Source organism: Glycomyces sp. NRRL B-16210 (assembly GCF_000719515.1).
In the GTDB taxonomy this organism is placed as follows: domain Bacteria; phylum Actinomycetota; class Actinomycetes; order Mycobacteriales; family Micromonosporaceae; genus Glycomyces.
The window spans coordinates 158,891-181,755 of record NZ_JOGR01000004.1; the positions used below are offsets into that span (position 1 = coordinate 158,891).

The window sequence follows — 22,865 nt, forward strand, 5'->3', positions numbered from 1 at the left end:
CCCGAAGGCCGCGACTCGCCGTCGCCGAACGGCTCATCACCCCGGCGCGAGACCGAGGAAGAACTCCCTGACGTCGGCGGCCAGGAGGTCGGGCACCTCCATCGCCGCGAAATGGCCGCCGCGGTCGAACTCCGACCAGTGCCTGACGTCGTACAGCCTCTCGGCGAGCGGCCGCACCGACTGCGTGATGTCGTGCGCGAACACCGCGACCCCGAGCGGCACCGGGCACGGCGAGGTCCCGCGCCGCGTGTCGCGGTGCAGCCGCGCCGAAGAGGCCGCGGTGGCCGTGAACCAGTACAAGGAGACGTCGGTGAGCATCCGGTCGTCCCCGACCGGCGTGCGCGGATCGGTCCACTGCGCGAAGCGCTCGGCGATCCAGGCGAGCTGGCCGACCGGCGAGTCGGTGAGCGCGTAGCCGACCGTCTGCGGCGTCGAGGCCTGGAGCGCCTGGTACGGCGGACGGTTCGCCATGAGGCTGCGGACCTTGTCGAGCCGGGCCTCGTCGGCCGCGGAGAGCGCCACCTCGGGATCGGGCCGCGTCGGCAGGTAGTTCACGTGCACGCCGACGACCCGCTCGGGCTCGACGACGCCGAGCGCGGTCGAGACGCCCGACCCGAAGTCCCCGCCCTGGGCGCCGTACCGCTCGTATCCGAGACGACGCATGAGCTCGGCCCAGGCACGAGCGATCCGGGTCAGGTCCCAGCCGCGCTCGCGGGTCGGCCCGGAGAAGCCGTAGCCGGGCATCGACGGGACGACCAGATGGAAGTCGCGCGACAGCGGCTCGATCACGTCGAGGAACTCCAGGAACGAGCCCGGCCACCCGTGGGTGAGGACCAGCGCGAGCGCGTCCGGGTTCGCGGAGCGCACGTGCACGAAGTGGATGTTCTGGCCGTCGATCTCGGTGGTGAAGTGCGGCAGCTCGTTGAGCGCGGCCTCCTGCGCGCGCCAGTCGTAGCCGGTGCGCCAGTGCTCGGCGAGTTCCTTGAGGCGCGCGAGCGGGAAGCCGTAGTCCCAACCGGCGCCTTCGACCTCGTTGGGCCAGCGGGTGCGGGCGAGCCGGTCGTGCAGGTCGTCGAGGTCGGCCTGGGGGATGTCGATGCGGAAGGGCGTGATCATGGGGTTCGCTCCAGACGTGTTCGTTGGAATCATAAACGTTTACTTGACAAACGTTTATGGTTCGAACGATATCAGAATCGTTCGGGTTGCCAACGATTCGTTAGACTTGCCACATGAAGAGCACGACCGAGGAGCCGACCGCGAGGTGGAAGCGCCTGCCCAGTTGGCTGCTCACTCAGACCGCCGGCCATGCGCACCGCCTGGTCACCGAGGGATTCTCGGCCGCCGGTTCCCGCGGCTACCACTACCGCCTGCTGGCGACGCTGGAGGAGTTCGGCCCGGCCAGCCAGGCCGATCTGAGCCGCCGCAGCGGCATACACGTCAGCGACCTGGTCGCGGCGATCAACGAACTCGCCGATCGGGAGCTGGTCGAACGCGCCCCCGACCCGGTCGACCGGCGGCGCAACGTCATCTCGTTGACGGCTGCGGGCGAAGGGCAGCTGCGGCGCCTGGAACGGCGGCTCGCCGAGACCCAGGACGAACTGCTGGCACCGCTCGGGCCCGAGGAGCGCGGGCAGTTGACCGAACTGCTCTCCCGGCTGCTCGACCACCACGAGCGCCGCGGCGAATAGCGGCCGTCAGTCGCCGAACTCGACGAGGACGGCGGTGGCGTCGTCGTGCCGCCGCCCGCTCCGCACCTCCGGGTCGGTGCACTCGGCGCCGCGCACGGCGTCGACCAGCGCGGCGGGCCCGCGCCCGGTCGAGGCGATGCGCACCAGGTCGGCCCACGCGTAGCCGTACCGCTCGACCAGGCGCGTGACGCCGTTCGTGCACAACAGGACCCGGCGCACTTCGGTGCGAGGGAGCCTCCCGGTGAGGGCGTGGTCGGCGGCCTCGGGGACCGCGCCCGCGACCCAGAACCCGCCCGGACGGTTCCGGTACCGCGCCACGTACGTTCGCACCCCGGCCTCATCACTCGGCGGATCGGGCAGCCGCGCGAGCCGGTCGTCCGTCGTGACCGCGACGCCCCCGCTTGAACGCTCAATGACGACGGCGGCGTCCCCGACGACCAGCCACTCCACGTCCGCTCCGGCCACGCGCACCACGGCCGCGGTCGCCCCGATGGCCCTCGGATGGGCGGTGTCGCAGGCCGGGCCGTGGTCGGCGACGGTCCGGCCGATCGACTCCCGAAGCGCCTCGGCCGGAGCGAGGCCGAGGTCCAGGCGTTCACGCAGGTGCGCGCCGAGCCTGGCGACCACCCACGCGGCGCCGTGCTCGCACCCCACGTCCATGCCGGCGGGGGGACCCGCCCCGTCGAGCACCACCGCCCACCGGTCCCCCGAGGCCGCCAGGTCCTCATTGCCCTTGCCGGAGCCGGTCGCGCTCCAGGACCGAACCCGCATAGGACACCTCCGAGAGGCCAAGCAGTCGTTCATTCGATGAGTGCGCGGCGCAGCCGTGCGCGTTTCAGTCTTTTCAGGTGTTCTGAAGGAGAGGCGTTAAGCCTCGGGGCCGATATATATCAAAGATTTCAACGCATAACGGCCGGGTTCGAGGACGCCCTTGAGTACCGGCAGGACCGTGCTGGGCCAGTACAGGTGCGTCCCGGGCAGCGGCTCGATGAGCGCTGCCTCGCGGCCGGTCCCGCTGTCGATGATCTCCGAGCGCAGGCCCTGGCTCGTGGCCACCGCGTCCGACTCCCCCACCGCCGAGCGGTGACCGGTCTTCGGCACGCACCAGCCGCCCTCGGCGGTGTGCAGCGTCCGCTCGGTCTCGATCACGTGGACGCGGGCGTGCCAGCCGTCCACGGCGGCCTCGAGCGACGTGGTGATCGTGACGTCGTCCCACGGCTGCCACGCGATGGTGAGCACCCCGTTCTCGTCGATGACCCCTTCATCGGAGTCCTCGCGGCCGCGCCAGTGGCGACCGTCCTCGGAGAGCATGAGCGCCCCGTCCGGCGCCGCGAACTCCAGGCCGGGACCGGCGACGGCGTGCGAGAAGCCCGCGACCGAGGAGTACGCGAGCTTCCCGTAGGAGGCCTGTCCCCCGCGCGCCCAAGGGTGCCAGGCCTGGCCGTTGAGACGCGTCACGTTCCCGGCGCGGTCGCGGATGTGGACCGCGCGGGCCGCCTGGTGCGGCTCGACCACCGGGCCGGGGACGGCCGCCTCGGCGGTCCAGAAGGGATGCTCGGCGCCCGCGAGGAGACCGGTGAAGACCTTCGAGGCCCACCAGGGCGATCCGGCCGTGAGGTACTGCTCGACCACGGCGTCGTTCGGGTAGCCGTAACCGACGGTCAGGCGCCCCTCGGGATCGAGGATCGGCTTGTCCCACCACCACTGGAGGTGCCGCCGCGCGAATCCGGCGGCCTCGGCCCACGGCACGGCCTCCACGTCGGCGGCGGCCAGTGCGCCCCACATGGAGCCCTGGGCGAACCGGTAGCCGAGGCTGCGGCCGTAGGGGACGGCGGCGCCGTCGGCGCCGAACCAGGAGCGGAACCGCTTGGCGAACGCGGCGGCGGTGGCCACGTACCGGTCGTCGCCGCCGAGCTTGAAGTGCAGCAGCGCGTAGGTGTGGAAGGCGAACGGGTTGTAGTAGTCGACCCTCCCGCCGGCGCTGTCCTCGAAGACGCTCGGCTCGGCGCCGTCGTCGAGGAGGAACTCGCCCAGGCGCTTGAGGTGCGCCTCGGCCACCGAGGCGTCGTGTTCGATGCTGAGCCTGGTGAGGCCGTGTCCGGCGAAGACCGGGAAGTAGTGCCAGTTGTTGTCGCAGACCTCGGTCTCGTAGGCCGCCGAGAGCCAGGCGGCGGCCTTGTCCTTGGCGGCCGGCGCCAGGGGGTCCCAGAGCTTGTCGGGGGCGAGCGCCAGGGCCCAGCCGACCGCGGCGGCCTCGACGCAGCGCTGCCCGCGCGGGGCGAGGTCGCCGACGTACCAGGGGTCGTCGGGGTCGAGGGCCCTCGCGAGGGTCGCGGCGAGGGCGGCCCAGGTGTCGTCGGGGACGGTGTCCTTGGTTGCGGCCAGGCCCCAGAGCGGGCGGGTGAGCAGCTCGAACCAGTTCTCGGCGTGCGAGTGGTTCGAGAGGGTCACCGGTAGGGACTCGGGGCCCTGCACGGCCAGATCGACGGCGGGCCGCCCGATCGACAGCGCGGCCGAGGCCCAGCCGGTGTAGCTCTGTTCCAGCGGTCCGAACGTGCGAAGCGGAGAAGTCACGCTGGCACACGCTATCAACCACCTGGTCGTTCGGCAACCCTCCAGCCGTTGACAGGGCTTGCCGGATCGGATGCCTCGCGATGGCGCGGGCCGGGCGGTGCGGCGAGTATTACTTGGTCGGCCAATTGTTTTGCGCTAGGCTTCGCGTCATCACCCCGCCGCGCCGGGCGGCGCGGCTGTCGCAGAGGAGGCGTGTTCATGTCGCACAAGGGTTCTCAGGTTCCCGGTCCGGTCAACTCGCGGACGCTCTACCTCGGCATCCATCCCGAGGCGTTCGCGCCGGGCGCCATTCCGGAGGGGATGACCGTCGCGGAGCTGACCGCCAGGATCGAGGGCGGTTGGGCGGCGAGCGTCGCGCAGGGCATCGAGGGCGAGCTGTGCCTCATCGGCGTCGAGCCCGACGCTGCCGAGGCCGCGATCCGCGAGCGCTTCGCCGCGGGGGCCTTCGGGGTCGTGCTGGTCGGCGCGGGCATCAGGATGCTGCCGGAGCACACCGTCCTGTTCGAGCGCATCGTCAACACCGTGGCCGATCTGGGCCCGGGGGTGCGGTTGAGCTTCAACACCGCCCCGGAGGACTCGGTGGACGCCGTCCGCCGCTGGCTGGAGCGCTGAGGTTCAGTCCTCCTCGCAGGCGGCGAGGTTGCGTTCGAGGCGGTCGAGGAGTTCGGTGAGCCGGCGGCGGTCGGCCTCGTCGAAGCCTTCGCAGGTGAGGGCGTCGAGGCGCCGCCAGGACTCGTCGATGCGGCCCTGGAGGTCGCGGCCGGCCGCGGTGACGGCGACGACGGAGGCGCGGCGGTCGCCGGGGTCGGGGCGGCGCTCGACCAGGCCCTGGCGTTCGAGCCGCTGGAGCATCTTGGTGACGGTCGAGGGGTCGAGGCCGAGTTCGGCGACCAGGCGCGACTGGCGGGCCTCGCCGTGGTCGGCGAGGTGGCCGAGCATGATCTCCTGGCCGGGGTAGAGGCCGATCTCGCGCAGGAGCCGCCCCGCGGCCACGCGGTGGGCCCTGCCGACCCGGAACAGGGCGTGGCCGATCCCGCCGACGCGCTCGGACGTGTCGCACACGTCGGTGCCGGGTACCTGGGTGTCGCTGCCGCTGGCGTCCATACCGACGAGCGTAGCAATAGTTGGTCGGCCAATGGTATTGTTGGCCGACCACCATTCCAGCGGAGGACCCGGCTGGACGACCGGAGGAGGCCCCACATGCCAGCAGTGACCGCGCCCGACATCCTCGCGCTGCCGCGCCTCGACGCCCCCGGGCTCGAATCGAGGCCGCGCGCGGTCGCGAACGTCGCCGGCTCGCAGCACACCCTCGAAGGCGGCGGCTTCCCCGTCCGCAGGCCCTTCCCCACGCCGGAGCTGCCCGATGCGGGCGACCCGTTCCTCCTGCTCGACCACATGGTCGCCGCCTACGAGCCGCACGAGGCCAAGGGCGCGCCCTGGCACCCGCACCGCGGCTTCGAGACCGTCACCTACCTCATGGACGGCACCTTCGTGCACACCGACTCCCAAGGCGGAGGCGGCGTGATCCGCGGCGGGGACACGCAGTGGATGACCGCCGGATCGGGGCTGCTGCACGACGAGCTGCCCTCGGAGAAGCTGGTCATGACCGGCGGGGTCTTCGACGGGGTCCAGCTGTGGGTGAACCTGCCCAAGCGCGCCAAGTGGAGCCCGCCGGGCTACCAGGACATCAAGGGCCCCGGCCTGAAGCTGGTCGCCTCGACCGACGGCGGCGCCCTCGTGCGCGTCATCGCCGGGACCGTGGGCGGCCACGACGGACCGGGCCGCACCTACACGCCGATCACGCTCGTCCACGCCTCGCTCTCGCCCGGCGCGGAGGCGCGGATTCCCTGGCCGCGCACGCATTCGGCGATGGCCTTCAGCCTCCACGGCGACGGCTGCGCCGGGGACGAGCGCCGTCCGTTCAAGGAGTCGCAGCTCGTGCAATTCACGCCCGGCGGGGACTACGTCACCGTCGGGGCCGGGCCCGAGCAGCACCACACGACCGGCGCCATGGAGGTCCTCCTCCTCGGCGGCGAGCCCATCAACGAGCCCGTCGCCAGGTACGGGCCGTTCGTGATGAACACCCGGGCCGAGATCATGCAGGCGGTCGAGGATTTCCAGGCCGGCCGCATGGGCCAGATCCCGGCCGGGCGCGAGGGCCGCGCCTTCGCCCCCGACCCGGAGGAGCCGTGGGAGCCCGAGGCCGCGGGCGGCTGCGAGCAGCTCTGACCGACGCGAAAGGCCCTCCAGATGCCGGTGTCTGGAGGGCCTTGCTTTGTGTCGGGGCCCCGCGGCCGGTCGTGGTCAGGCCGCCTGGGGCGCGCCGCCCGGCCCTTGCGTCTCCACTTCGGAGGCGAGCGCCGCGGCGTCCGGTTCGGACGAGGCCACTTCAAGGGGCGCTGCGGCCGCCAGGGCGGCCTCGGCCGCGCGGTTGCGCTGCCAGCGCTTGGCGAACCAGCTCAGCACGAAGCCGACCGCCAGGACCGTGACGACCGAGCCGATCAGCGACTCCCAGCCCGGTCCGGCGATCGACACGATGATCAGGCCCAGGCCGACCGTGTACAGCGCCCACAGCACCCCGCCGAGGGCGGCCATGCGCGCGTAGGGGGTGCGGCCCGCGCCGGCGGCGACCCACGCGAGCGTGGTGCGCCCGGCCGGCAGGAACCGGGCCACCATGGTCGTCCGGTAGGGGTGGTCGACGACGGTGCGCTGGATGAGCCCTTCGAGTTTGAGGACCGTGCGGGTGACCAGGCGGTTGGTCGCGCCGGTGACCACGCGCGGTCCGCGTCGGCGGATGCCCGCGCGGACCGCGCGGAAGAGCCGGTAGCCGAGGAACTCCCCCAGCCACGACGAACCGGCCGCGCAGACCAGGAGCAGCACGACCAGCAGGGGGCTGCCGAACACGAGGCCGACCATCGCGGTCACCAGCGTCGCGCTCGGCAGCATCGGTATGAAGAAGTCCGCGACGATCATCCCCACCAGGATGAGCATCGCCCAGAAGATGATCATGGGTTCCCCCGTTCACCGGCCGCCCGTGCGGTCCGGGCCGGATGCGGCATCCGGCCCGGACCGCACGGAGACGCCGGCTACTTGGACGCTCCGACGAGCTCGCGCTCGTCCTCGTTCGCGTCCTGGGCGAGTCGCCGCTGGAGCTTCTCCCCCTCGACGTCGACGTTCGGCAAAATGCGGTCGAGCCACTTGGGGATCCACCACGCGCCGCGGCCGACGAGCGCCATCACCGCGGGGATGACGGCCATGCGGACGACGAACGCGTCGAAGACCACCGCGGCGGCCAGGCCGAAGCCCATCGAGGCGATGAGCGACTCGGCGCTGAAGATGAACGCGGCGAACACGCTGATCATGATGAGCGCGGCGGCGACCACCACGCGCGAGGAGTGGCCGTAGCCCTCCACGATCGCGCGCTTGGGGTCGGCGCCGTGCACGTAGGCCTCGCGCACGCGCGTCACCAGGAAGATCTGGTAGTCCATGGCGAGGCCGAACACGAGGCCGATCATGAGGATCGGCATCATCGACATGATCGGGCCGGGCTGGTCCACGTTGAACAGCTCCGCGCCCCAGCCCCACTGGAAGACCGCCACGAGCGCGCCGAGGGCGGCGAAGACGCTGAGCATGAACCCGAGCGTGGCCAGGACGGGCACCAGGATCGAGCGGAACACCAGCAGCAGGATGAGCGCGGCGAGGCCGACCACGATGAGCATGTACGGCAGCAGCGCGTCGTTGAGGTTGTCGGAGATGTCGATGTTCAGCGCGGTCGCGCCGGTCACCGCCCAGTTCGCGTCGGTGTCGTCGGCGAGGACGCCGCGGATGGCGTGGACGAGTTCGTTCGTGGCCTCGTCGGCCGGGGCGGTCTCGGGGATCACCGTGGCCATCACGGTGTCGCCCGCCTCGTTGGGGAAGGCCGCGCCGACCACGGCGATGCCGTCGATGTCGCCCAGTTCGGCGGTGATGTTCTCGGCCGCGACGGTCGCGTCCACGCCGTCGGCGAGGTCGCCGACGATCATGAGCTGGCCGTTGAAGCCCGGCCCGAAGCCTTCGCTGATGAGGTCGTACGCCTGGCGCTGGGAGGACTCCTCGGACATCGCGCCGCCGTCGGGCAGGCCGAGTTCGAGGTCCATGGCCGGGTAGGCGAGGGCGCCGAGGCCGACGACGCCGACCGCGGCGACCAGGATCGGGTGGCGGGTGATGAATCCGGCCCAGCGCTTGCCGCCGTTGGGCTTGGAGTCGTGGGCGCCCGAGGCGATGCGGCGCCGCTGGCGGGCGGTGAAGATGCGCTTGCCGGCGAATCCGGCGAAGGCCGGGAGCAGGGTCACGGCGATGAGCACCGCGATGAGGACGGTGATGGCGGCGGCCACGGCCATCTCGGTGAGGAACGGGATGTTCACGACCGACAGGCCCAGCAGCGCGATGATGACCGTCAGCCCGGCGAAGAACACCGCCGAGCCGGCGGTGCCGACGGCGCGGCCCATGGCCTCGGCGCGGGCGCTCCTGTCCTCGACGCGGCCGTCGGCGGCGAGTTCGTTGCGGTAGCGCGAGAGGATGAACAGCGCGTAGTCGATGCCGACGGCGAGGCCGATCATGGAGGCGAGCGTGCCGGTCGACTCGCTGACGTTCATGAACGAGGTGGCGGCGAGGATTCCGGCGGTGGTGAGGGCGACGCCGAGCACCGCGGTGACGATCGGCAGGCCCGCGGCCAGCAGGGCGCCGAAGGTGACGACCAGGACGATGAGGGCCACGCCGATGCCGATGAGCTCGGTGGCGCTGGTCTCGGGGATGCCCTGGAGCATGTCGCCGGTGACGACGATGCGCACGCCCTGCCCTTCGGCGTCGGCGATGGCGTCCTCGAGGTAGTGGACGGTCGACTCGGAGAGCTCCATGCCGGGCTCGGTGTAGGCGACCTGCATGACGCCGATGGTCTCGTCCTCGGCCGAGAGCATCCCGATCGGGTTGCCGTCGGGGTCGGTCGCGAGCGGGCTGGTGACGCCCGCGAGCTGCGGGGAGGCCTCCATGACCGCGGTGAGGTCGTCGATGACGGCGGCGTTGGACTCGGCGGTCAGCGGTTCGCCGTTCTCGGATTCGAACACGATCTGGGCGCTGCCGCCGTCGGCGTTCATCTCGGGGAAGCGGTCTTCGAGGAGGTCGAAGGCCTCCTGGGATTCGGTGCCGGGGAGGACGAACTCGGGGTTCGTCTCCTGCTGCAAGGTGGCGGCTGCGGCGCCGACGCCGCCTACGATGAGGACCCAGACTGCGAGGACGAGCCATCGCAGCCGGTAGGATCCTCTGCCGAGACGGTAGAGGAAGGTGGCCACGGTCGGGTGCTCCAATCGGATGATTGGCCGGTCCCGCCTGCCTGAGCAGCGTGTGCGCAGTGGGTGTGCGGCGGAACCGGTCGGGTGGTGTTCGCCGTCGACGTTGACGGCGCTGGGTTTCCTGGTTCGCGTCTGTTCAGTTGTGCGTCGTGGGTCCGGGCCGGTTCAGGCCGCGGGCGGTCGGGTGATGCCCCGCTCGAAGACGGCGAAGCCCTCGGTGATCGCCTCGGTCAGGCTGCGGTCGCCGGGGTCGGTGAGCCACTGCTCGTTGGAGGTCTTCATGGCGACGAGCGCGGCGCCGAGGAGCAGGCGCGGGTAGAGGTCCTCGGGCCGGGTGCCGGTGGCTTCGGCGACGATCCCGAGGGCCTCGGCGAACAGCTCCATGAACTGGCCCGACTGCTCCTTGATGAGCGCGGGCGAGGCGTGGATGAGCTGTTCGCGGCATTGGAGTTCGACGAGGTCGAAGCGCTCGCCGATGCGCATGTCGATGCACGCGTCGCGCAGCGCGTCCCAGACCGGCTGGTCCTTGACGCGCTCGCGGAGGTTCGCCACGAGTTGCAGTGTCATGTCGTGGAAGTCGTGGAGGAGCGCCGCTTCCTTGTTCGGGAAGTAGTTGTGGAAGGTGCGCGTCGACACGCCGGCCTTCGCGGCGATCTCGTCGGCCGTGACGGCCTCGATCCCGCCCTTCTCCATCGCCAGGCGCAGGGTGGCTTCGCTGAGGGCCGCCTTGGTGGCGGCCTTCTTGCGTTCGCGCAGCCCTGGATCGCGCAGTCCCGTGGAGTCGGCCATGCCGGCAACCCTAACCGGAGGTTGCCGGTGTTCACAAGATGCTCAGAAGGAAATTTTGCAGAGAGTGCAAGTTCGCCGGTTCGGGGTGGCCTCAAGCGATCGGGGCCACACAGGTCACGCCGGGCACGGTCCACTCGACGGTGGGCGCGTTCTCGCCGGTCGGGTCCACGCGGGTGACCACGCCGGTGTGCTGGCAGGCCACCAGGAGCGTCCCGTCGCCGGTGAGCACCGCGTCCCGGGGCCAGGCCGCGCCGACCGGGACGGCCCGCACGAGCTCGCCGTCCCCGGGTTCGACGGCGACGAGCTGGTCGGTGCCGCGGACGGTGATGTACACCAGGCCGCGCTCGGGGTCGGCGACGACGGCCGCCGGGGCCGGCGCGGGGGACGGCTCGTCCAATCCGATGTCGGGCAGCGCCGCCAGGTCGGCGACCTCGCCGCTCGGCAGGGGCACGACCGGGCCGAGGAAGAAGGTGGCCGAGCGCTCGTCGAAGGTGCCGGTGACGACCGCGTTCGCCAGCTCCCCCGCGATGACGGCGCGGTTGCCGGAGAAGGCGAGGTGCCGCGGGCCGAAGCCCGGTTCGAGCGCGGTGGTCGCGGCGGGCGTGAGCTTGCCCTCCTCGCCGAGGTCGAAGGCGTGGATGCGGTCGGAGCCGAGGTCGACCACGAGGACGCGGCCCTCGCGGCACACGACCTGGTGCGCGTGCGGACCGGACTGGCGGTCGGGGTCCGGACCGGAACCGGTCAGCTTGAACACCTCGACGGCCGGGGCGAGCTGGCCGTCCTCGCCGATCGGCAGGACCGCGACGGAGGCGCCGCCGCCGTCCCCGTCGCCGTAGTTGGCGACCAGCAGCCAGCGCCCGCTCGGGTCGACCGTGGCGTGGCAGGGGTTGTTGCCCCCCGTGGACTGGCCCTGTCCCAGGCGTTCGAGGGCGAAGTCCTCGCCGAGGCGCCAGGCCCCGGCGAAGCCCGGCTCGGTCTCGGTGAGGGTGTAGACCGCCTCGGGGCCGACGTGGACCCACGAGGGGTTGACCACGGGCGCCGGGGTGCCGAGCCCGTCCGGGCCGGCGACGACCAGACCGGGGCCGCCTTCAGTCGTGTAATCGCCTAGGAGGTACCGCATGTGGCCGATCCTAGCCGCACGAGCACGGAAGGACGCGACCTCGTGCCTACACTTGGGGTATGGGTTCGGATAGCAGGAGTGACGAGCAGTGGCGGGAGCGGCTCAGCCGCGACGAGTACCGGGTGCTGCGCGAGGGCGGCACCGAGGCGCCGTGGACGGGCGAGTACGTCGACGAGAAGCGCCGCGGCGTGTACCGGTGCAGGGCATGCGGTTCCGAGCTGTTCGCCTCCGACACCAAGTTCGACTCGCACTGCGGGTGGCCCTCGTTCTGGACGCCGATGGCGGGCGAGCGGGTGAAGCTGCTGGAGGACGACAGCCTGGGGATGCGCCGCACCGAGGTGCGCTGCGCGAACTGCGACTCGCACCTGGGCCACGTGTTCTACGGCGAGGGCTGGGACAACCCCGACGACGCCCGCTTCTGCATCAACTCGATCAGCCTCACGCTGGAGCCGGTCCCTGACGAGGCCTGAGCCTGAGCGCGCCTTCGCGGCGGTGATCCTCCACACGTGACGGTGCCTCCCGGGCGCGGCGGGCCCGACGCGGGGCGGCATCGCCCGAAACCGACGGATTCTGGCCGGCGGCGCGAACCCGCGCCGACCTCGACTCGGCGAGTCCGCCGCCCGGTGACCGCCTCCTCGCGGGCATCCCGGACGGCCGCAGGCGCTCGCGCGGTGCCCGACTAAGCTCACCTTCGTCCCCTGCTCCCCGAAAGTGAAGAGAGGCCGAGGGTGGAACCCGGGAACCTGATCGCTGGCCGCTACCGCCTTGAGCAACGCCTCGCCGCCGGCGGCATGGGCGAGGTGTGGCGCGGCACCGACACCCGGCTCAACCGCGTCGTCGCCATCAAACTCCTCCACGCCGGACTCTCGGGGAACGACCGCTTCCGCGCCCGCTTCCACCAGGAGGCCCAGGCGGTCGCCGCGCTCCAGTCCCCCGGCATCGTCGCCCTCTACGACTACGGCGAGGAGCACGGCCCCGAGGGCCTGGTCTCCTACCTCATCATGGAGCTCGTCCGCGGCCAGGCGCTCGACAACGTCCTGCGCCAGCGCGGGCGCCTCTCCCCCGCCGAGACCCTGCGGATCGTGGCCGCGGCCGCCGACGCGCTCGACGTCGCCCACCGCGCCCACATCATCCACCGCGACATCAAGCCGGGGAACCTGCTCATCGACCCCGAGGGCGGGGCCAAGATCGTCGACTTCGGCATCGCGTCCGCGCGCGGCCAGGCCGGGCTCACCGAGACCGGCACCGTCATGGGGACGCTCGCCTACGCCTCGCCCGAGCAGTTGGCCGGTCGCGAGCTCACCGGCGCGACCGACGTCTACTCGCTCGGGATCGTCGCCTACGAGTGCCTCTCGGGCCGCCCGCCGTTCAGCGGCAGCGACCCGGCGGCGATCATCACCGGCCACATGACCGGCCAGCCCGCGCCGCTGCCGCCCGACATCCCCGGTCCGGTGGGCCAGATCATCATGCGCTGCCTGGCGAAGGACCCGAGCCAGCGGTTCGCCTCGGCCGCCGAGCTCGCCCGCGTGTGCCGCGCCGGCGGCATGGGCGGCGGCACGACCGCGATCCTCTCCCCCATGCAGTCCTCCCCGCCGAACTCGCAGGCCACGCGCGTCATGTCCCCGGGCGCCGCGCCGGCGATGGCGGCCGGGGTCGCGCAGGCGCACACCTCGCCGCAGCCGGCCTACCAGGACGAGTACGGCGCGGCCACCGGCCAGTTCGGCGCCGGGCCCGACGACCCGCCGCTGCCGCCCCCGCGCGAGGCCGAGGAGGCCAAGCGCAACCCGACCGGGCCGATCCTCGTGGTCGTGGCCGGGATCGCGGTGCTCGTCGCCGCGCTCGTCATCTGGGGGCCGTGGGGCGGCGACGACGACAAGGACCTGGCCGACGAGAACTCGGCCACGGCCGAGGCGACCACCGACGAGGCTCCGGAGGAGACCACCGCGGAGCAGGAGCAGACCGCCGAGCAGGACGCGAACACCGACGACGGCGGCGGGAACGACGACCAGAACAACGGGTCGAACGGCGGCAACGACGACACCGACGAGGGACCCGAGCTGTACGAGCTCGACGACTACATCGGCGAGAACCTCAACGAGGTCATCGCCGAGCTCCAGGGCGACGGACTCACCAACCTCTTCTGGAACGTCGTGACCCCTGAGGGCGAGTTCGTGTCCTGCGAGATCATCAGCCAGAGCGTCCCGGAGGGCCGCGAGATCAGCGAGCACACCCAGCTCACCTTCACGTACGTGAACACCGACGACTCGTGCCTCCCCGAGAACCGGGGCTAGCGCCGGAACCGTGAGAGGGGCGCGGCCTTGAGGGCCGCGCCCCTCGCCGTCTCCGGACCGTCCGCCGTCCGCCTCGCGGCGGGCTCGGCGAGAATGAGTGCCATGCCGCAACCGCCAGCGCTGCCCGAACTGCCGATCCGCGAAGCGCTTCCCGACCTCCTCGACGCGGTCGCCCGGACCGGGACCGCGGTACTCGCCGCGCCGCCGGGCACCGGCAAGACCACCCTCGCCCCGCTGGCCCTCGCGGGGCTCATCGACGCCGGCGCGACGGCGGTCCCGCGCCGGGTGCTCGTCGCCGAACCGCGCCGCCTCGCCACGCGGGCCGCCGCCTCCCGCATGGCCGCGATCCTCGGCGAGAAGGTCGGCGAACGGGTCGGCTACCAGATCAGGGGCGATACGCGCCGGTCGGCGGCCACGCGGGTCGAGGTCGTGACGACCGGGGTGCTCCTCAACCGGCTCCTGGCCGACCCCGAGCTGCCCGGCGTGGACCTCGTCATGCTCGACGAGTGCCACGAGCGGCACCTGGAGACCGACACCGCCAGCGCCTTCCTCGCCGAGGCCCGCCAGGTCCTCCGGCCCGACCTCGCGATCGTCGCCGCCTCGGCGACCGCCGACATCGGGCTCTGGACCGCGCTCCTGGGCTTGGCCGGCGCGCCCGCGCCCGCCGTCAGCTCCGAGCCGATGCGCCACCCGGTGCGGATGCACTGGGCCCCGCCGCGAACGCGCCTGAACCCGCCTGACGGGCTGCGGGTCGACCCGCGGTTCCTCAGCCACGTCGCGCACGTGATCGGCCAGGCCCTCGACACGGGGATCGACACCGCTGCGGAGGGAGGCGCCGTAGGCGACGTGCTTGTCTTTCTGCCGGGAGCGGCCGAGATCCGGCGCGTGGCCGAGCAGCTTGCTTACCTCGACTCCGATGTATATCCATTGCACGGCTCGGTCTCGCCCGCCGAGCAGGACCGCGCGATGCGGGCCGGCGAGCGCCGCAGGGTAGTCCTCGCCACCGACATCGCCGAGTCGAGCCTGACCGTCCCCGGGGTCCGGATCGTCGTGGACGCCGGACTCGCGCGCCGGCCGATCGTGGACCACGCCCGGGGCCTGCCGGGGCTAACGACCACCAACGCCTCCCGCGCCTCGACCGCCCAGCGCGCGGGCCGCGCCGGGCGCGAAGGGCCCGGCGAGGTCTGGCGGTGCTGGAGCGAGGCCGAGCACGGCCTCCGCAGCGCCCAGCCCGCCCCCGACATCGCCTGTTCGGACCTCACCGCGTTCCGGCTCCAGGCCGCGTGCTGGGGCACGCCGGTGGAGGAGCTGGCGCTGCCGGGCAGGCCGCCGGCGGGGGCGATCGAAGCGGCCGAGGCGACCCTCGTGTCGCTCGGCGCGATCGACGCAGACGGGAACGCGACCGAGCGCGGCAGAACCTTGGCGAAGGTGGGGCTGCATCCGCGCTTGGCGCGGGCACTTCTGGACGGCGCCGAGAGGGTCGGCTCGGTCAAGGCCACCGAAGTGGCCGCGCTCCTGGGATTGGACCGCCGCGGCAAGGGAGACGATCTGCTGGCGCAGTGGCGGCAGTTGCGCGCCGCCAGGGACCGCCCGTGGCGCGCGGAGGTCGCGCGGCTCGCCCGCAATGTGCCCAGCCGCGACCGGTCGGTGAGCGACGACGAGGCCGCAGCCACGGTGATCGCCCTGGCGTTCCCCGAAAGGGTCGGCAGACGCCAAGGGGGCCAATGGCTCACGGTCGCCGGGACCGGCGCGGTGTCCAGTGAGGGCTCCTCGCTGGCCGGGAGCGAGTGGCTCGCGATCGCCGACGCCGACCGCTCCCCCGGGCGGGCCGCCGCCCTCATCCGGGCGGCCGTGCCCATCGACGGGGAGCTGGCGTGCGAACTGGTCGGCGACGAACGGAGCGAGCGGGTCGAGTGGGACGCGGACCGCCGCGACGTGGTCGCACGGAAGGTGCGCACGCTCGGGGCGATCGAGGTCGCCTCCGAGCCGCTGCGCGAGCCCGATCGCGCTCTGGTGGCCGCGGCGCTCGCCGAAGGGCTGCGGCGCGAAGGGCTCGGCCTGTTGCGGTGGTCGACCGACGCGAAGCGGCTGCGGGAGCGGATGGCGTTCTGCCACGAGCGGCTCGGCGAGCCGTGGGCGGACGTGTCCGACGCCGCCCTGACCGCGAGCACCGACTGGCTGGAGCCGTGGTGGTCGCGGGCGCGACGCCGCTCCGACGTCGAGCGGCTCCCAGTCGGGCAGGCGCTTCGCAACCTACTTCCATGGCGTGCGGGCATCGACGAGACCGCCCCCGAGTCGCTCGCGGTGCCGAGCGGACGCGAAGCGCGCGTGGACTACTCGGGCGAGACCCCCGTGCTCGCCGTCAAGCTCCAGGAGATGTTCGGCGCGCGCGACACCCCGCGGATCGCCGGCGTGCCGGTCCTGCTGCACCTGCTCAGCCCGGCCGGGCGGCCGCTGGCGGTCACCGCCGACCTCAAGTCGTTCTGGGAGGGGCCGTACCGGGAGGTGCGCAAGGAGATGCGCGGGCGGTACCCGAAGCACCCGTGGCCGGAGGACCCGTACGCGGAGGCGCCGACCGCGAGGGTCAAGCGGCGGCCGCGCTTAGGCCAGCCAGCTTTCAAAAGGCAGGAGCATCCAGGTGCCCCACAGGGCCGCGGCGATCGTGGCGATCGAGAACAGGAAGATCCAGCCCCCGGCCGGGACCGGCGTGATCCCCGCGAGCTGGTCGGCGTCCGACTGGCCCGAGCGGCGCCCGCGGCGGCGGCGCGCGCCCAGCTCCAGCACCGGCTTGACCGCGCCGAACAGCAGCAGCCAGGCCCCCGCGTAGGCCGCGACGGTCTGCACGATCGCGTTGCCGTACCAGGTCGCGGCGAACACGCCCGCGCCCGTCACGAGCAGCGCCAGAGCGCCGTACCAGTTGCGGATGAACACGAGCATCACCGCCAAGAGCACCAGCGTGATCCACAGGAGCAGCGTGATCAGGCCCGCGCCGGTCAAAGCCGCCGCGCCGAGCCCGAGCGCGGCCGGGAACGTGTATCCGGCGACGAGGGTCATCGCCGCGCCGAAGCCGGTGGGCTTGCCGCGCGAGAAGGTCAGGCCCGAGGTGTCGGCGTGGAGGCGGATGCCGGTGAGGCGACGGCGCATGAGCACGGCCATGAACGCGTGCCCACCCTCGTGGGCGATGGTGACCAGGCCGCGGCTCCAGCGCCACACCGGCGCGTACAGTACCGCGCCGGCGGCGACCGCCAGGCAGGCGAGCATGACGCCGGCGGGAGGGGCGCTCTGCGTCTGGGTCAGAGTGTCGATGACGGTCGCGAAGGGTGCCACTGAACCTCGGCTTCGGGGTGAATCGGACGCGCGGTGAAGGATGATCGTAGCCGCGCCCGTATGGTAGAGGGGGCAGAGGCACCTCCTCGTGGAAGGACCGCCCAATGGGCACCGACGACCGCCCCGATCCGCATCTGAGCTTCCTCGAACTGACCGACCAGATCGTCGAGGACCTGGCGATGCACAACCTCAAGGCCCGCGAGAAGCTGCGGGAGGGGATCGCGTGGCTGGAGGCGCGGCGCGAGGGCGCGAACCCGGCCGAGAACGCCGACATCGAGATCCTGCTGGCGCAGTGCCACGACGCGCTCAAGCGGATGGAGTCGCTGCGGGGCACCTACCAGGACGTGCGAGCGATCAACGCGGCCGCGCACGCCGAGCACGTGGAGTGGCTGGAGAAGCGGATGCTCGGCGGCACCGAGTCGCCCGAGGAGATCCGGGTCCGGTCCAAGCGCCTCGAAGCGCTCCGCGAGGAGCGCCAGGCGCGGATAGGCGAACTCCAGCGGCGCGCCCGCGAAACGCAGCGGCCGCCGACCGAGGAAGAGGGCGAGACCCGGTGAAGGCCGCCGCCGGGAGCGGGCGATGACCTTGGCGCGCAAGGGTTCACCTGGTCGCGGGCCTGCCTGGGTCGATAACGTTTCGGCCACGATCCATTGACATGCGCCGATCCTTTCGGTATGAATGAGCCCTGGACCAAATGAGAGAGCGCTCTCTCTTCTCGAACCTGATCCTGATCAGCATCGAGAGAGCGGTTTCTCAATGACCCGGCAAAGGAGCCGTCATGGCTGAAGTTCAGACCTCCGACCAACCTCGCAGCCGCCCGAGGCGGCGGCTCGCGCGCATCGTGACCGCCGCCGTCGCGGGCGCCGCGCTCGTCGCGGCGGCGGGCCTCGCCGTCACCAACGCCAGCGCCCAGACCGACGCCGAGGCCGCGCAGGCCTGGGACCTGGTGTGGGCCGACGAGTTCGACGGGCCGGCGGGGCAGCTGCCCTCCTCGGCGAACTGGCAGATCGACCTCGGGCACTCCTACCCCGGCGGGCCCGACAACTGGGGCACCGGCGAGATCGCCGCCCACACCGACGACCCCGCGAACCTGTCCCTGGACGGGTCGGGGAACCTCAAGATCACCGCGCTGCGCGACGGGTCCGGGCAGTGGACCTCCGCGCGGATCGAGACCAAGAAGACCGACTTCAAGGCCCCCGAGGGCGGCGCGCTGCGCATCGAGGGGCGCCTCCAGGTCCCGCAGGTGACCGGGGAGGCCGCGCTCGGCTACTGGCCCGCGTTCTGGGCCCTCGGCTCGCCGTACGCCGGGAACTACTGGAACTGGCCGGGCGTCGGCGAGTTCGACATCATGGAGAACGTCAACGGCGAGGACACCGTCCACGCCGTGCTGCACTGCGGCGTCGCCCCCGGCGGCCCGTGCGACGAGTTCAACGGCCTCGGCGCGACCACCCAGTGCGGCGGCTCCTGCCACGACGGCTTCCACACCTACGCGTTCGAGTGGGACGAGTCGGGTTCGGCCGGCCAGTTGCGCTGGTACGCCGACGACCAGCTGTTCCACACCATCGACGAGACGGACCTCCCCGCCGACACGTGGGCCGAGATGACCGAGCACGCCGGCTACTTCGTCCTGCTGAACCTGGCGATGGGCGGGGCCTTCCCCGACGGCGTCTCCGGGCAGGTGACGCCGACCGCGGCCACCGAGCCGGGCCACTCGATGCTCGTGGACTACGTCCGCGTCTACACCTCGGGCGGTTCGGGAGAGCCGACCGACGAGCCCACGACCGACGAGCCGACCACCCCGGGCGTCGGCGTGCGCGACGCGTACACCGCGATCGAGACGACCTCCTTCGACGCGTCCTCGGGCGTGGCGACGAGCGGCGGCGCGATCGGCCCGCTCGGCGACGGCGACTGGGTCCGCTACGACGGCGTCGACTTCGGATCGAGCAGTCCGCTCGACTTCGTCGCCACGGTCGCCTCCGGCGCCGGCGGCGGCGTGAGCGGCCTGGTCGAGGTCCGGATCGACTCGGCCACGGCGAGCCCGATCGGCTCGTTCGCCGTCGCGAACACCGGCGGGTGGACCTCCTGGCAGGACGTCCCCGGCAACGTCGACGCCGTGACCGGGGTCCACGACGTGTTCCTCACGTTCACCTCCGGCCAGCCGGAGGCCTTCGTGTCGGTCGATCAGTTCCTGTTCCGGCACTGATCGACCGGCCGGTGGGGCCGCCGCGCCCGCAAGCGCGGCGGCCCTGCCGGAGGAAAGAGCGCCGGGCGGCTTCCCCTTCCGTCCAGAGAGCGCTCTCTCCTTCCCAGTCACGTAAGCCGGGTCCGACCGCTTCCGGCGGCGGCCGGCCCGGCACTCCCCCGCGGCCCCGCGTCCCGTGCGGCGCAGCGGATCCCTCATCCACCGATTAGGAGACAGATTGATGAGCAACAGACCGACCCGCGCCGCCCTCGCGGCCGTCGCCGCCGCGGCGATGGTCGCCGCCGGGACCGCCGCGTGCTCCGGCGAGGACGACGGCACGATCACCCTGAGCGTGGGCCTGTTCGGCGACTTCGGCTTCGGCCCGCTCTACGAGGAGTACACCGCGCTCCACCCGGAGATCAAGTTCGAGGAGCGCATCGCCGAGTTCGCCGACCACCACACCGGGCTCACCACCCACCTGGCGACCGGCTCGGGCGCCTCCGACATCGAGGCGGTCGAGGTCGGCTACATCTCGCAGTACACCGCCCAGCCCGACCGCTTCCACAACCTCCTCGACCTCGGCGCCGACGAGCTCGAGGGCCAGTGGCTGGACTGGAAGTGGCAGCAGGCACTCTCGTCCGACGGCGGGGCCCTCATCGGCCTCGGCACCGACGTGGGCGGCATGGCCATGTGCTACCGCACCGACCTGTTCGAGGCCGCCGGGCTCCCGGTCGACCGCGACGAGGTCTCGGCCCTGTGGGAGGAGTCCTGGGAGGACTACGTGGCCGTGGGCCACCAGTACTCGGCGGCCACCGACGGCGGCTTCTTCTTCGAGTCCTCGGGGAACATGTTCCGCGCCATGGTCGAGCAGGCCCCCGAAGGCGTGTACGACCGCGAGAATAATCTCATCGTCGAGTCCAACCCGGCGATCGGCGAGGCCTGGGAGCTGACCGTGGAGGCCATCGAGGCGGGCATGTCCAACCGCCTCCAGGCCTGGACCCCCGAATGGAACGCCGGGTTCAACGAGGGCACCTTCGCGACCATCATCTGCCCGGCCTGGATGACCTCCTACATCGAGACGAACGCGCCCGACGCCTCCGGCCTGTGGGACATCGCCACGGTCCCCGGCGGGGCCGGCAACATGGGCGGCTCGCACCTGGTCCTGCCCGCCCAGGGCGAGCACCCCGAGGAGGCCTACGCCTTCATCGAGTGGCTCACCGCCCCCGAGCAGCAGCAGAAGGTGTTCGAGTCGACCGGGAACTTCCCGTCCACGCCCGCGCTGTACGAGGACGAGGCGCTGACCGGGCTGAGCAAGGCCTACTTCAACGACGCGCCGGTCGGCCAGATCTTCACCGAGGCCGCCCAGAACGTGCAGCCGCAGTACCAGGGCCCGCTCCAGGGCGACGTGCTGGCGACCATCGGCCAGGGCCTCGGCCGGATCGAGGAGGGCGCCCAGTCCCCTGAGGAGGCCTGGGCCCAGGTTCTGAACGACCTCGAATCGTTCTAGCCCCGGTCGCTCGGCGCCTCTGAGCGCCGAGCGGCCGGACCCGCGGGGCCGGCCCGGACCAGCTGCTCGAAACCGGCAGGCCCCGCGGGTCCGCACGCCCCACCCGTCCACCGAACCGTGAAAGCGAACCGATGACCGTCGCCGACAAGGGAACCGCCGGGAGCACCGCCCCGCCCGCCCCCACCGGTCGGGAACGCCGCCAGCACCGGCGCTACCGCCTCGACCTCCACGCCTCCCCGTACCTGTACATCGCCCCGTTCTTCGTGCTGTTCGCCGTGTTCGGGCTCTTCCCGCTCGGCTTCACCGCGTGGGTCTCCACCCACGAGTGGAGCCTGCTCTCCGACGAGCACGTCTTCGTCGGCGTCGGCAACTACGAGACCCTCCTGACCGACCCGTACTTCTGGAACGCGCTCGGCAACACCCTCTCGATCCTGCTGCTCGCCACCGTCCCGCAACTGCTCGCCGCGCTCCTGCTCGCCCACGTGCTCACCCAGCGCCTGCGCGGCCAAACGTTCTGGCGCATGGGGATGCTCCTGCCGAACGTCGCCTCCGTGGTCGCCGTCGCGGTCATCTTCAGCCAGTTGTTCGGCCGCGACTTCGGCCTCATCAACTGGGTCCTCGACTCCCTCGGGGCCGGGCGGATCGACTGGCAGGCCGGCACCGCCTCCTCGCACGTCGCCATCGCGGTCATGGTGGCGTGGAAGTGGACCGGCTACAACGCCCTCATCTACCTCGCCGCGATGCAGGCGGTCCCCCGCGAGGTCTACGAGGCCGCCCACCTCGACGGCGCCTCGCGGCTCCAGCAGCTCTTCCTCATCACCGTGCCGATGATCCGCCCGACCATCGTCTTCACCGTGATCGTCTCGACCATCTACGGGCTCCAGATCTTCGCCGAACCGCAGCTGTTCGGCGGCGGCGGGCCCAACGGGGTCACCGGCGGCGCCTCCCGCCAGTTCCAGACCCTCACCCTCTACCTGTACGAGCACGGGTTCAACCGCGGCTTCCAGTTCGGCTACGCCTCGGCCGTGGCCTGGACGATGTTCGCCGTGATCGTCCTCATCGCCCTGCTCAACTACCTGTTCCTCCGCCGCATCAGGAGCGCTTCATGAGCCCCCGAACCACGCAAGCGACCGCCGAGCCCGCGGCCCCGGGCCGCGCCGAGGCGGCAGACGCCCCGACCGCGCCGACCCCGCGCCAGGGCCGCCGGTCCCGGGCCCGCCTGCGGCTCCTGCGCGAGCAGCCCGGCCGGCTCGCCTACCTCACCCTCGTCGCGGTGCTGTTCTTCTCGGGGTTCCCGCTGTACTACAGCTTCGTGGTCGCCTCCCGCGACAACTCGGCGCTCGCGTCGATCCCGCCGCCGGTGCTGCCGGGCGCGAACCTCGTCGAGAACGTCCAGCGGGTCTTCGCGACCGTGCCGTTCGGCACCGCGCTGGTCAACTCGGTCATCGTGAGCGCCACCGTCACCGTCTCGGTGGTGTTCTTCTCCACGCTCGCCGGGTTCGCGTTCGCGAAGCTGAAGTTCAAGGGCACCAAGGTGCTCCTGGTCGCGGTGGTGGCGACGATGATGGTGCCGATGCAACTCGGCGTGATCCCGCTGTACATGCTCATGATCGAGCTGGAGTGGACGGACACGCTGTGGGCGGTCATCGCCCCGGGCCTGGTCAACGCGTTCGGGGTCTTCTTCATGACCCAGTACCTGCGCGGCGCGCTGCCCGGCTCCCTCATCGAGTCGGCCCGGGTGGACGGGGCCTCGACGTTCCGGATCTTCTGGCAGATCGTCATGCCCGCCGCGCGGCCCGCCGCCGTGGTGCTCGGGGTCCTGACGTTCCTGACCGCCTGGAACGACTACTTCTGGCCGCTCATCGTGCTCTCCAGCCCGAAGCAGTACACCGTCCAGGTCGCGCTGTCGACCCTCAGCGGCGGGTACGTCACCGACCAGTCGTTGGTGCTCACCGGGACGATGCTGGCTACGCTTCCTCTGCTGGCGGTGTTCGCGCTCTTGGGCAGGTACATGATCAGCGGGATCATGCAAGGCGCGGTCAAAGGCTGAGACGGAGGCG

General features: G+C 72.0%; 19 protein-coding genes and 1 pseudogene. 11 read left to right on the plus strand and 9 right to left on the minus strand.

Going from position 1 to position 22,865, the window contains the following annotated elements:
- Nucleotides 1–36: 36 nt before the first annotated feature.
- A complete protein-coding gene (locus IF12_RS0107120) occupies nt 37–1,116 on the minus strand; it encodes an epoxide hydrolase family protein (RefSeq protein ID WP_030156232.1) in 1,080 nt (359 codons plus the stop codon).
- A gap of 113 nt (nt 1,117–1,229) precedes the next feature.
- On the opposite strand from IF12_RS0107120, the gene IF12_RS0107125 reads away from it, so the two are divergent.
- The gene (locus tag IF12_RS0107125; RefSeq protein ID WP_030156234.1) at nt 1,230–1,688 is read left to right on the plus strand and encodes a MarR family winged helix-turn-helix transcriptional regulator; all 459 of its coding nucleotides are present in this window, start codon (nt 1,230–1,232) and stop codon (nt 1,686–1,688) included.
- A 6-nt stretch (nt 1,689–1,694) separates the two neighbouring features.
- Here the strand turns inward: IF12_RS0107125 and IF12_RS0107130 are convergent, their stop codons facing one another.
- On the minus strand, nt 1,695–2,459 hold the full coding sequence (locus IF12_RS0107130) for a protein phosphatase 2C domain-containing protein (RefSeq protein ID WP_030156236.1): 765 nt from the start codon (nt 2,457–2,459) through the stop codon (nt 1,695–1,697).
- 96 nt (nt 2,460–2,555) lie between these two features.
- Nucleotides 2,556–4,262 (minus strand): DUF2264 domain-containing protein, encoded by a 1,707-nt coding sequence (locus IF12_RS0107135; RefSeq protein WP_051704076.1) that lies wholly within the window; start codon nt 4,260–4,262, stop codon nt 2,556–2,558.
- Between the two features lie 198 nt (nt 4,263–4,460).
- On the opposite strand from IF12_RS0107135, the gene IF12_RS0107140 reads away from it, so the two are divergent.
- Nucleotides 4,461–4,874 carry a hypothetical protein gene (locus IF12_RS0107140; RefSeq protein ID WP_030156241.1) on the plus strand — a complete coding sequence of 138 codons (414 nt, stop codon included), beginning with the start codon at nt 4,461–4,463 and terminating at the stop codon, nt 4,872–4,874.
- Nucleotides 4,875–4,877: 3 nt separating this feature from the next.
- On the opposite strand, the gene IF12_RS0107145 is transcribed toward IF12_RS0107140, so the two are convergent.
- Entirely contained in the window at nt 4,878–5,366 is a 489-nt protein-coding gene (locus tag IF12_RS0107145; protein ID WP_030156243.1) for a MarR family winged helix-turn-helix transcriptional regulator, read from the minus strand.
- Between the two features lie 96 nt (nt 5,367–5,462).
- Here IF12_RS0107145 and IF12_RS0107150 point away from each other — a divergent pair, with 96 nt between their 5' ends.
- Entirely contained in the window at nt 5,463–6,491 is a 1,029-nt protein-coding gene (locus tag IF12_RS0107150; protein ID WP_081913335.1) for a pirin family protein, read from the plus strand.
- A gap of 75 nt (nt 6,492–6,566) precedes the next feature.
- Here the strand turns inward: IF12_RS0107150 and IF12_RS0107155 are convergent, their stop codons facing one another.
- The 4 genes from IF12_RS0107155 to IF12_RS0107170 all read right to left on the minus strand — a co-directional run bounded on the left by IF12_RS0107155 (nt 6,567) and on the right by IF12_RS0107170 (nt 11,498).
- Nucleotides 6,567–7,271 (minus strand): DedA family protein, encoded by a 705-nt coding sequence (locus IF12_RS0107155; RefSeq protein WP_030156248.1) that lies wholly within the window; start codon nt 7,269–7,271, stop codon nt 6,567–6,569.
- Between the two features lie 77 nt (nt 7,272–7,348).
- Nucleotides 7,349–9,589, minus strand: a complete 2,241-nt coding sequence (locus IF12_RS0107160; protein WP_030156251.1) for an MMPL family transporter — start codon at nt 9,587–9,589, stop codon at nt 7,349–7,351.
- A 165-nt stretch (nt 9,590–9,754) separates the two neighbouring features.
- Nucleotides 9,755–10,378, minus strand: a complete 624-nt coding sequence (locus tag IF12_RS0107165) for a TetR family transcriptional regulator (protein WP_051704077.1) — start codon at nt 10,376–10,378, stop codon at nt 9,755–9,757.
- Between the two features lie 91 nt (nt 10,379–10,469).
- Nucleotides 10,470–11,498, minus strand: coding sequence for a beta-propeller fold lactonase family protein (locus IF12_RS0107170; protein ID WP_051704078.1), 1,029 nt, complete (start codon nt 11,496–11,498; stop codon nt 10,470–10,472).
- A gap of 59 nt (nt 11,499–11,557) precedes the next feature.
- Between IF12_RS0107170 and msrB the strand changes: the two genes are divergently transcribed.
- The 3 genes and pseudogenes from msrB to hrpB all read left to right on the plus strand — a co-directional run.
- Entirely contained in the window at nt 11,558–11,968 is a 411-nt protein-coding gene (gene msrB / locus IF12_RS0107175) for a peptide-methionine (R)-S-oxide reductase MsrB (RefSeq protein ID WP_030156258.1), read from the plus strand.
- A gap of 258 nt (nt 11,969–12,226) precedes the next feature.
- On the plus strand, nt 12,227–13,789 hold the full coding sequence (locus IF12_RS0107180; protein ID WP_051704079.1) for a serine/threonine protein kinase: 1,563 nt from the start codon (nt 12,227–12,229) through the stop codon (nt 13,787–13,789).
- A gap of 102 nt (nt 13,790–13,891) precedes the next feature.
- A pseudogene (gene hrpB / locus IF12_RS0107195) lies at nt 13,892–16,384 on the plus strand (ATP-dependent helicase HrpB); the annotation flags it as partial.
- 6 nt (nt 16,385–16,390) lie between these two features.
- On the opposite strand, the gene IF12_RS27145 reads toward hrpB, so the two are convergent.
- Nucleotides 16,391–17,050 carry a M50 family metallopeptidase gene (locus IF12_RS27145; RefSeq protein ID WP_081913370.1) on the minus strand — a complete coding sequence of 220 codons (660 nt, stop codon included), beginning with the start codon at nt 17,048–17,050 and terminating at the stop codon, nt 16,391–16,393.
- A 170-nt stretch (nt 17,051–17,220) separates the two neighbouring features.
- Between IF12_RS27145 and IF12_RS0107200 the strand changes: the two genes are divergently transcribed.
- The 5 genes from IF12_RS0107200 (at nt 17,221) to IF12_RS0107220 (ending at nt 22,855) form a co-directional block, all read left to right on the plus strand.
- The gene (locus tag IF12_RS0107200) at nt 17,221–17,673 is read left to right on the plus strand and encodes a hypothetical protein (protein WP_030156262.1); all 453 of its coding nucleotides are present in this window, start codon (nt 17,221–17,223) and stop codon (nt 17,671–17,673) included.
- A 221-nt stretch (nt 17,674–17,894) separates the two neighbouring features.
- Nucleotides 17,895–19,319, plus strand: a complete 1,425-nt coding sequence (locus IF12_RS0107205) for a glycoside hydrolase family 16 protein (protein WP_030156265.1) — start codon at nt 17,895–17,897, stop codon at nt 19,317–19,319.
- A gap of 220 nt (nt 19,320–19,539) precedes the next feature.
- Nucleotides 19,540–20,805, plus strand: a complete 1,266-nt coding sequence (locus tag IF12_RS0107210; RefSeq protein WP_030156267.1) for an ABC transporter substrate-binding protein — start codon at nt 19,540–19,542, stop codon at nt 20,803–20,805.
- Between the two features lie 131 nt (nt 20,806–20,936).
- The gene (locus IF12_RS0107215; RefSeq protein ID WP_030156269.1) at nt 20,937–21,914 is read left to right on the plus strand and encodes a carbohydrate ABC transporter permease; all 978 of its coding nucleotides are present in this window, start codon (nt 20,937–20,939) and stop codon (nt 21,912–21,914) included.
- Entirely contained in the window at nt 21,911–22,855 is a 945-nt protein-coding gene (locus IF12_RS0107220) for a carbohydrate ABC transporter permease (RefSeq protein WP_081913337.1), read from the plus strand. The genes IF12_RS0107215 and IF12_RS0107220 overlap by 4 nt, the downstream gene beginning before the upstream one ends.
- Nucleotides 22,856–22,865 lie beyond the last annotated feature (10 nt).

Excerpts from the sequence above, each read along its gene's own strand:
- IF12_RS0107150 (WP_081913335.1), top strand. The coding sequence starts at position 5,463 with ATGCCAGCAGTGACCGCGCCCGACATCCTCGCGCTGCCGCGCCTCGAC.
- IF12_RS0107120 (WP_030156232.1), bottom strand. The coding sequence starts at position 1,116 with ATGATCACGCCCTTCCGCATCGACATCCCCCAGGCCGACCTCGACGAC.
- IF12_RS0107130 (WP_030156236.1), bottom strand. The coding sequence starts at position 2,459 with ATGCGGGTTCGGTCCTGGAGCGCGACCGGCTCCGGCAAGGGCAATGAG.
- IF12_RS0107170 (WP_051704078.1), bottom strand. The coding sequence starts at position 11,498 with ATGCGGTACCTCCTAGGCGATTACACGACTGAAGGCGGCCCCGGTCTG.
- IF12_RS0107215 (WP_030156269.1), top strand. The coding sequence starts at position 20,937 with ATGACCGTCGCCGACAAGGGAACCGCCGGGAGCACCGCCCCGCCCGCC.
- IF12_RS0107200 (WP_030156262.1), top strand. The coding sequence starts at position 17,221 with ATGGGCACCGACGACCGCCCCGATCCGCATCTGAGCTTCCTCGAACTG.
- msrB (WP_030156258.1), top strand. The coding sequence starts at position 11,558 with ATGGGTTCGGATAGCAGGAGTGACGAGCAGTGGCGGGAGCGGCTCAGC.
- IF12_RS0107140 (WP_030156241.1), top strand. The coding sequence starts at position 4,461 with ATGTCGCACAAGGGTTCTCAGGTTCCCGGTCCGGTCAACTCGCGGACG.
- IF12_RS0107210 (WP_030156267.1), top strand. The coding sequence starts at position 19,540 with ATGAGCAACAGACCGACCCGCGCCGCCCTCGCGGCCGTCGCCGCCGCG.
- IF12_RS0107205 (WP_030156265.1), top strand. The coding sequence starts at position 17,895 with ATGGCTGAAGTTCAGACCTCCGACCAACCTCGCAGCCGCCCGAGGCGG.
- IF12_RS27145 (WP_081913370.1), bottom strand. The coding sequence starts at position 17,050 with ATGCTCGCCTGCCTGGCGGTCGCCGCCGGCGCGGTACTGTACGCGCCG.
- IF12_RS0107145 (WP_030156243.1), bottom strand. The coding sequence starts at position 5,366 with ATGGACGCCAGCGGCAGCGACACCCAGGTACCCGGCACCGACGTGTGC.
- IF12_RS0107125 (WP_030156234.1), top strand. The coding sequence starts at position 1,230 with ATGAAGAGCACGACCGAGGAGCCGACCGCGAGGTGGAAGCGCCTGCCC.
- IF12_RS0107165 (WP_051704077.1), bottom strand. The coding sequence starts at position 10,378 with ATGGCCGACTCCACGGGACTGCGCGATCCAGGGCTGCGCGAACGCAAG.
- IF12_RS0107155 (WP_030156248.1), bottom strand. The coding sequence starts at position 7,271 with ATGATCATCTTCTGGGCGATGCTCATCCTGGTGGGGATGATCGTCGCG.
- IF12_RS0107220 (WP_081913337.1), top strand. The coding sequence starts at position 21,911 with ATGAGCCCCCGAACCACGCAAGCGACCGCCGAGCCCGCGGCCCCGGGC.